This window comes from Streptomyces sp. CRN 30, from assembly GCF_034105845.1.
In genome coordinates this window covers 1-6353 of the sequence record NZ_JAVRHI010000316.1, presented here as the reverse complement: position 1 = coordinate 6353, position 6353 = coordinate 1, and the positions used below count along the sequence as shown (strand labels likewise).

The following is a 6353-nucleotide window of genomic DNA, read 5'->3' as shown; positions in this document are numbered from 1 at the left end:
CCAGGAGCGCCAGGCGGTGTGCGCCCGCTCGACGACGGTGTCCAGGTCCCGCGGGTGCCGGTCGGCCGCGGCGGCGAAGTCCTCGCCGGTCGCCGGGTCGGCGACGGCGAAGGACTCCGGTCCGGTGCCGGTGGCGCCGCGGAGGGCTCCGTTCGGCATGCCCGCGGTCAGTTCACGGGGGCGACGGCGGCCGCCCGGTCGCGGACGTGCCGGTCCATCTCGGCCCGGAAGGCGGCGACCAGTTGCGGCTCGATGCGGCCGGCGGTGCGGTCCCCGCCCGCGCAGACCGCGCCGCGCACCCCCACGATGTCCGTGCCCATGGCGGCCAGGTCGCCGAGGTCGACGGCCTTGACGCTGCCCGCGAGGGCCGCGACCAGGTCGGCGTCGTGGGCCAGCCGTACGAACTCCGCGCAGACCTCCGGCGGGAGGTGGTCGAAGAGCCGGGTGCCGTCCTTGACGGCGGTGTCGAGCATGGCGCCGTCGCACCCGGCCCGGTGGGCGATGTCGGGCAGGGCCAGCGGGTTGACGGACCCGATGCGGTGCGCGTCCGCGTACCCCGAGGCGACCACGAAGGCGTCGGGGCGGTGGTCCTTGACCGCGCGGACGACCCCGCGCATGACCTCGACGCCCTGCTCCGGGGTGGTGCAGCCGTAGAGGCCGACCTTGATGTACGTGGCTCCGGAGACGACGGCGCCCAGCGCCGCCTGGGCCACCGTGCCGGGTTTGAAGGGGACGTCGCCGAGGGTCGCGGAGACGGGTTTGTCCGCCGGGACGGCGTCGCGGACAGCCCGGATGACCCACGGGTAGTTGGCGCCGAGCGATCCCTCGTCGGGCTTCTTGACGTCGACGATGTCCAGGTGCTCCGCCGCTGCGGCACAGACGAGGGCCTCTTCGACGCCGTCCGGAGAGATGAGAAGCAACAAGTCGGACTCCTTCCCCCGCGCGTCCGGCACCGGGACGACCTCGTGCGAGGTGTCCTCGGGAGAGCAGCCGGAGGCACGTGGTGGCCGGGATGACGATGCGGTCAGCTCATCTTCACCGGGGCCCGTGATCCCGGGTAGAGCGTGCGGGGTGCGCGCCCGACGGTGCCGTGCCCCGCACTCCCGTGGAGTGCGCCCCCTGCGCGCCCGCTTCGCCCGCCTCGGGCGTGACACCGGTGCGAGGGGCGCGTCCCGTCCGGGTCACTCCCCCGGGCGGTGCTCCGGACCGTCGTCGGGAGGGGTGTGGTGCGCGCGGTGGTCGAGGGCGGCGCCGCGGCTCGTGGCGAGGTGGTCAAGGACGAGCCGCTGCACGCGGTCGACGTCGCGTGGGGCGATGGCTCCGTCAGCGGTCTCCACTCGGCGGCGGAAGGTAGCCGGACGCCATCAGGTATCCCAGATAACAGTCCAGGAGGGCCGTGTCGACGGGCGGGCAGACCAGTCCGCTCCCCCGCAGGGCCGCGTCGGTCCGCTCGCGTGACAGCCTCGGGAAGGTGCCCTCCAGATACATCTCCTTCACCGTGATGTCGGCCTTGTGGCCGCGGTCCACGCAGAGGGAGACGAAGGGCGCGGTGGCGCTGGTGGGGTTGCGGGCCACGTGGCGGACGAGTTCCGCCACCCAGTCCGCGTAGGGCAGGCGCCGCAGCCGGTACCCGGCCTCCTCCATGCGGTCCAGCACGTCGCCGAGGAGGGCCGGGCGGGGGTTGGTCAAGTGGTAGGTGTGCCCGGCCGGTTCGCGGGTGGCGATGTGGACGACGGCGGCGGCCAGGTGGTCGACCGGGACGAAGTCCATGGGCAGCGCGATGTCCGGGGCCAGTCCGGTCTCCGCCACCATGCGGAACAGGGAGCAGATCGCGGTCTCGGTGTTGCACGCGCCGCTGCGGGTGTCGCCGGTGATCTCGTACGGGCGGTGCACGGAGACGGGCAGACCGGCCAGCGCGGCGTGCCGCAGCAGCCGCTCCCCCACCCACTTGCTCTCGGCGTAGCCCATGGTGAGCCGGTCGGCGTGGGCGAGTTCGGTGTCCTCGCCGACGGCGCGGACACCGGCGGTGCCGAAGCCGGCGAGGACGGCGACGGTCGACAGGAAGTGCACGGGCACGCGGCGCGGGGCGGCGAGGCGCAGCAGTTCGCGGGTGCCGGCGACGTTGGCGGCGCGCAGCGCGGAGTACGGGTAGAGGAAGTTGACCTGGGCGGCTCCGTGCAGGACGAGGTCGGTGTGCTCGGTGAGACGGGCGGTCCGCTCGGGGGACAGTCCGAGGTACGGGGCGGTCAGGTCGTAGGGGAAGGCGTCGACCCGGTCGGGGTCGGCGAGTTCGGGGTCGAGGCCGTAGTGGTCGAGGGCGGCGCGGACGCGGCGCCTGGCGTGGTCGGCGGAGCGGGCGCGGACGGGGCAGTGCACCCGGGCGTCGGTCGTGCGCAGCAGCCGCTCCAGGAGGAAGGCGCCGACGAATCCGCTGGCGCCGGTCAGCAGCACGGCGCGCGGCCGGCCGGGGCGCGGGGGCGGGCCGACGGGTTCGGGCGGGGTGAAGCCCAGTGCCGCCTCGCCCTCGAAGTCGGTGGCCGCGTGCGGGGCGGCCGGGCGGGTGCCGTCGACGACCCCGCGTACGGTACGGGCGAAGGCGGCCGGTGTCGGGGCGGTGAGGAGGGAGCGGACGAGACCGGTGCCGTGGGCGGCGTCGAGCCGCAGGGCGGTCACGGTCCGGTTGACGACCTCGGCCGCGAGGAGCGAGTCGCCGCCCAGCGCGAAGAAGTCGTCGGCGGGGGCGGGGGGTGTGCGCAGCACGGTCTCCCAGATGTCCGCCACCAGCCGGACCAGCGTGCCACCGGCATCCGGCACACCGCTTTCGGAGCCCGGCGCGCCCCTGTCGGCACCCGGCACGCCGCCCTCGTTCTCCGGTGTCCCGCCGTCGGGGGTCCTGGGTGCCGGGACGGCCGGATCGTGGCGGGTGGCCGCCGCTGCCCGCAGTGCCGCCCGGTCCACCTTCCCCGCGGCCGTCACCGGGAAGGCGTCCACCACCGTCAGGTGCGGCATCATCTGCGCGGGCAGCCACTGGGCGCAGTACTGCCGCACCCGCTCGGGCTCGGGGGGCCGGCCGGGACGGGCCGGCGTGACGAAGCCGTGCAGCGCACCGCCGTCCGCCGACGGCTCGACGACGGCCTCGGCCACGTCGGGGTGGGCGCGCAGGTGGGTCTCCACCTCGTCCGGCTCCACCCGGTGGCCGCGGATCTTCAGCTGCCGGTCCATCCGCCCGAGGTACTCAAGGACGCCGTCGGCGCGCCGGGTCACGCGGTCGCCGGTGCGGTACAGACGCGGGCACGCGCTCCGGGGGACGTGGACGAACCGTTCGGCGGTGAGCCGGGGGTCGTTGAGGTAGCCGAGGGCCAGTCCGTCGCCGCCGACGGCCAGTTCGCCCGGTTCCCCGGTGGCCGCCTCGGCACCGTCGGGGAGCAGGACGTGGCAGACGGAGGCACCGTAGGCGCGGCCGACGGGAACGGTGACCGCGTCGTCGGGCAGGCCCCGTACCAGGTGGAAGGTGGAGACGACGGCGTTCTCGGTGGGGCCGTAGAAGTTGACCACGGTGGTGTGCGGGCAGGCGGCGAGGACGGCGCGGGCGAGCGGGGCGTCCATCGCCTCGCCGCCCGCCGACACCTGCCGCAGCCCGCGCAGCGCCTCGGGTGCCGAGCGGGCCATGTGGTGGAAGACGCTGGTGGTCAGGTAGGCGACGGTGACCCCGCGCAGCCGCTCGGCCAGCGCGGGCGGCGAGACCAGTTCCTCGCGGTCGACGAGTTCGAGGCGGGCGCCGCCGAGGAGGGTGTTCCAGATCTCGATGGTGGAGGCGTCCGAGGAGAGCGCGTAGCCGTGCAGCACCACGTCGTCGGGGCCGGGCGGCGGCAGCGTCGGTTCGGACAGGGCCAGCCGGACCACCGCCCGGTGCGGCACGGCGACCGGCTTGGGCCGGCCGCTGGAACCGGATGTATACATGACATACGCGCAGTCGCGGGCGTCTCCCCGCACCGGCGGGTGCGCGGCGGCGCCGTCGTCCGCGCCGTCGTGGCCGGGTGCCTCCAGCGGGGGGACGTCCACCCGGACCTTGACGCCCCGCAGCCGGCAGGGGCTGTCCGGCAGCACGACGACGGTCCGCACGTCGGCGTCCTCGGCCATGGCCCGCAGCCGGGCGACCGGGAGCCCGTCGTCGAGTGGCACGTAGCAGCCGCCCGCCTTCAACACCCCGACCAGGCCGACCAGCGCTTCCAGGGACCGGTGGCCGCAGATCCCGACAGGTGTCCCCCGCCGTACGCCCGCGCGGACGAGGCGCGCGGCCAGCGCGTCCGAGCGGCGGCGCAGCCGGGCGTAGGTCAGTTCGCGGCCGTGGTGCCGGGCCGCTGCCGCCTCGCCGCGTTCGGCGGCGCGCGCGTCGAAGAGCTCGTGCAGGCGCCGGTCGCGCGCACGGGCGTAGGCCGGGGTGGTGGTCCCGTCGGTCGTCGTGGACACAGCGTGATCACTTTCTCGGGTGCGGCCGGAGGGAGGGGGTCAGCCGAAGGTGGCGGCGAAGGAGGAGAAGTCCGCGGTGCGCCAGCGCTCGGGCCTCATGCGGAAGGTGACGTCGTCCGTGAGCTGCGCCCGGGTAGCCTCCAGGTAGGCGGCGGCGTCCTGGGCGGGCAGGTAGCGGCGGGCGGCGGCGGCTCTGGCCGCCGCGTCGGCCGGGTCCCGTTCGCCGACGACGGGACCCTCCACGCTGACGTAGCGGTAGGGGGCCCGCTCGTCCTGCACGCAGAGGCTGACGCGTCCGGCTCCACGGACGAGGCGGGCCTTGACGCTGTCCCGGGCCGTCTGCCAGATCACCTCGCCGCCCGGCTCATAGACGTACCAGACCGGTACGAGCAGCGGCGCGGCACCGGTCGCGCGGTCGTCGGTCACGCCGAGCACGCCGACGTGGACGCCGGCGAGGAAGCGTTCCCGCTCGGTGCGGGACAGGGTCGGGAGCATGGGCTTCTCCGGGGTGGGTTCGGCGGCATGTCGGTACGTCGGTCAGCGGAGTCGGTACGTCGGTCAGCGCGGCGGTGCCGACCGCCGCCGCCACCGCACGGGCAGCGACCGGGGCAGGGTGACGGCGTGGAAGGGACGCCAGTCGACCGCGTCGCAGGGCACGGCGAGCCGGATGTCCTCGGTCTCCTCCAGCAGGACGCGCAGGGTCACCTCCGCCTGGAAGGACGCGACGGACTTCCCCGGGCAGCGGTGGCGGCCGTCGCTGAAGCGGAGGTGCGGGTTGTGCGGGCGGTCGACGTCCAGGCGGTGCGGGTCGGGGAAGACGCGGGGGTCGTGGTTGGCCCCGTCGGTGGAGACCAGGACCAGTTCGCCGCGCCGCACCCGCACGTCGCCGACGGTGACGTCCTCGCGGGCGATGCGCGGCAGGCCGTCGCCGAGGAAGACGGTCCAGCGCAGCAGTTCCTCCACGGCCCGCGGCAGCAGCTCCGGGTCGGCCCGCAGCCGGGTCACCAGCTGCGGGTGGCGCATCAGGGTGGGGAAGGCGGCTCCGAGGAAGGTGGCCGGGTTGCCGTACTGGGAGATGAAGAGGAAGAGGAACAGGTCCAGGAGTTCGTCGTCGCTGAGGGTGCGTCTGCTGTCGGCGAGAGCGATCAGCTCGCCCAGCAGTCCGGTGCGCCGCTCGCGCAGGCGCGGCAGCTGGGCGCTCAGGTAGGTCCGTCCCTTCTCCCAGCACTCGGGCACGACCTCGTCGCTGCCGGTTCCGGTGCGGAAGATGCCGAACAGGACGTCGTCGTCCGGGCAGCCGTCCTCCGTGAGGCCCAGCAGCGCGAACGTCAGCGCCCGGGACACGGGGAACACGAACCCGGTGACGAGGTCGGCGGGTTGTTCCTCGCGGTCCAGGAAAGGCCGCAGGACGCGGCGCACATGACCGGCGGTCTCCGCTTCGGTCAGGTGGCGGCGGGTCGGTCCGAGACCGCGGTGCAGCGCGGAGAGCATGCCCCCGCGCTGGAAGTAGGAGAGGGTGTCGGTGGCGGTCAGGGGCGGGTAGAGGGGGTCCTGCCGGGGGCAGGCGGGGTCGGAGGTGAGGCTCAGGCTGAACCGGCGGTCGCGCAGGACGGCCCGCACCTCGTCGTACCCGGCGACGAGCCAGGCGCGGGTGCCCGTGTTGGTGACCACCTCGCGCACGGGGCGGTGCCCGGCCATCTCGGCCAGTTCGGGGGCGATCCGGTCGCCGTCGAAGCGGAACGGGAAACGGGGCGGTGAGGTCTCGGGCACGGCGGGCTCCGCTCGGGGCACGGTCGCAACGGTGGGCTCGTGAGGCGGGGACGGGGGTGGCGCGGCGCGCGGGGGCGACGCGGTGTGCGGGGGCGGCGCGGCGCGCGGGGGTG

General features: G+C 75.1%; 5 protein-coding genes. All 5 read right to left on the bottom strand.

What is annotated here, in order from left to right; translation table 11 throughout:
• Nucleotides 1–167: 167 nt before the first annotated feature.
• Nucleotides 168–923, bottom strand: a complete 756-nt coding sequence (locus UW392_RS34280) for a (5-formylfuran-3-yl)methyl phosphate synthase (RefSeq protein ID WP_320779105.1) — start codon at nt 921–923, stop codon at nt 168–170.
• Nucleotides 924–1181: 258 nt separating this feature from the next.
• Nucleotides 1182–1337, bottom strand: coding sequence for a hypothetical protein (locus UW392_RS34275; RefSeq protein WP_320779104.1), 156 nt, complete (start codon nt 1335–1337; stop codon nt 1182–1184).
• Entirely contained in the window at nt 1324–4470 is a 3147-nt protein-coding gene (locus UW392_RS34270; protein WP_320779103.1) for an amino acid adenylation domain-containing protein, read from the bottom strand. Before UW392_RS34270 ends, UW392_RS34275 begins: the two co-directional genes overlap by 14 nt.
• A 39-nt stretch (nt 4471–4509) precedes the next feature.
• Entirely contained in the window at nt 4510–4965 is a 456-nt protein-coding gene (locus UW392_RS34265; RefSeq protein WP_320779102.1) for a pyridoxamine 5'-phosphate oxidase family protein, read from the bottom strand.
• A 63-nt stretch (nt 4966–5028) separates the two neighbouring features.
• Nucleotides 5029–6261: a cytochrome P450 gene (locus tag UW392_RS34260; protein ID WP_320779101.1), complete on the bottom strand. Its 1233-nt coding sequence runs from the start codon at nt 6259–6261 to the stop codon at nt 5029–5031.
• Between the last annotated feature and the right edge of the window lie 92 nt (nt 6262–6353).

What these genes read in the sequence shown, in the direction of transcription:
- UW392_RS34265 (WP_320779102.1), bottom strand. Translation starts at nt 4,965, where the DNA reads ATGCTCCCGACCCTGTCCCGCACCGAGCGGGAACGCTTCCTCGCCGGC.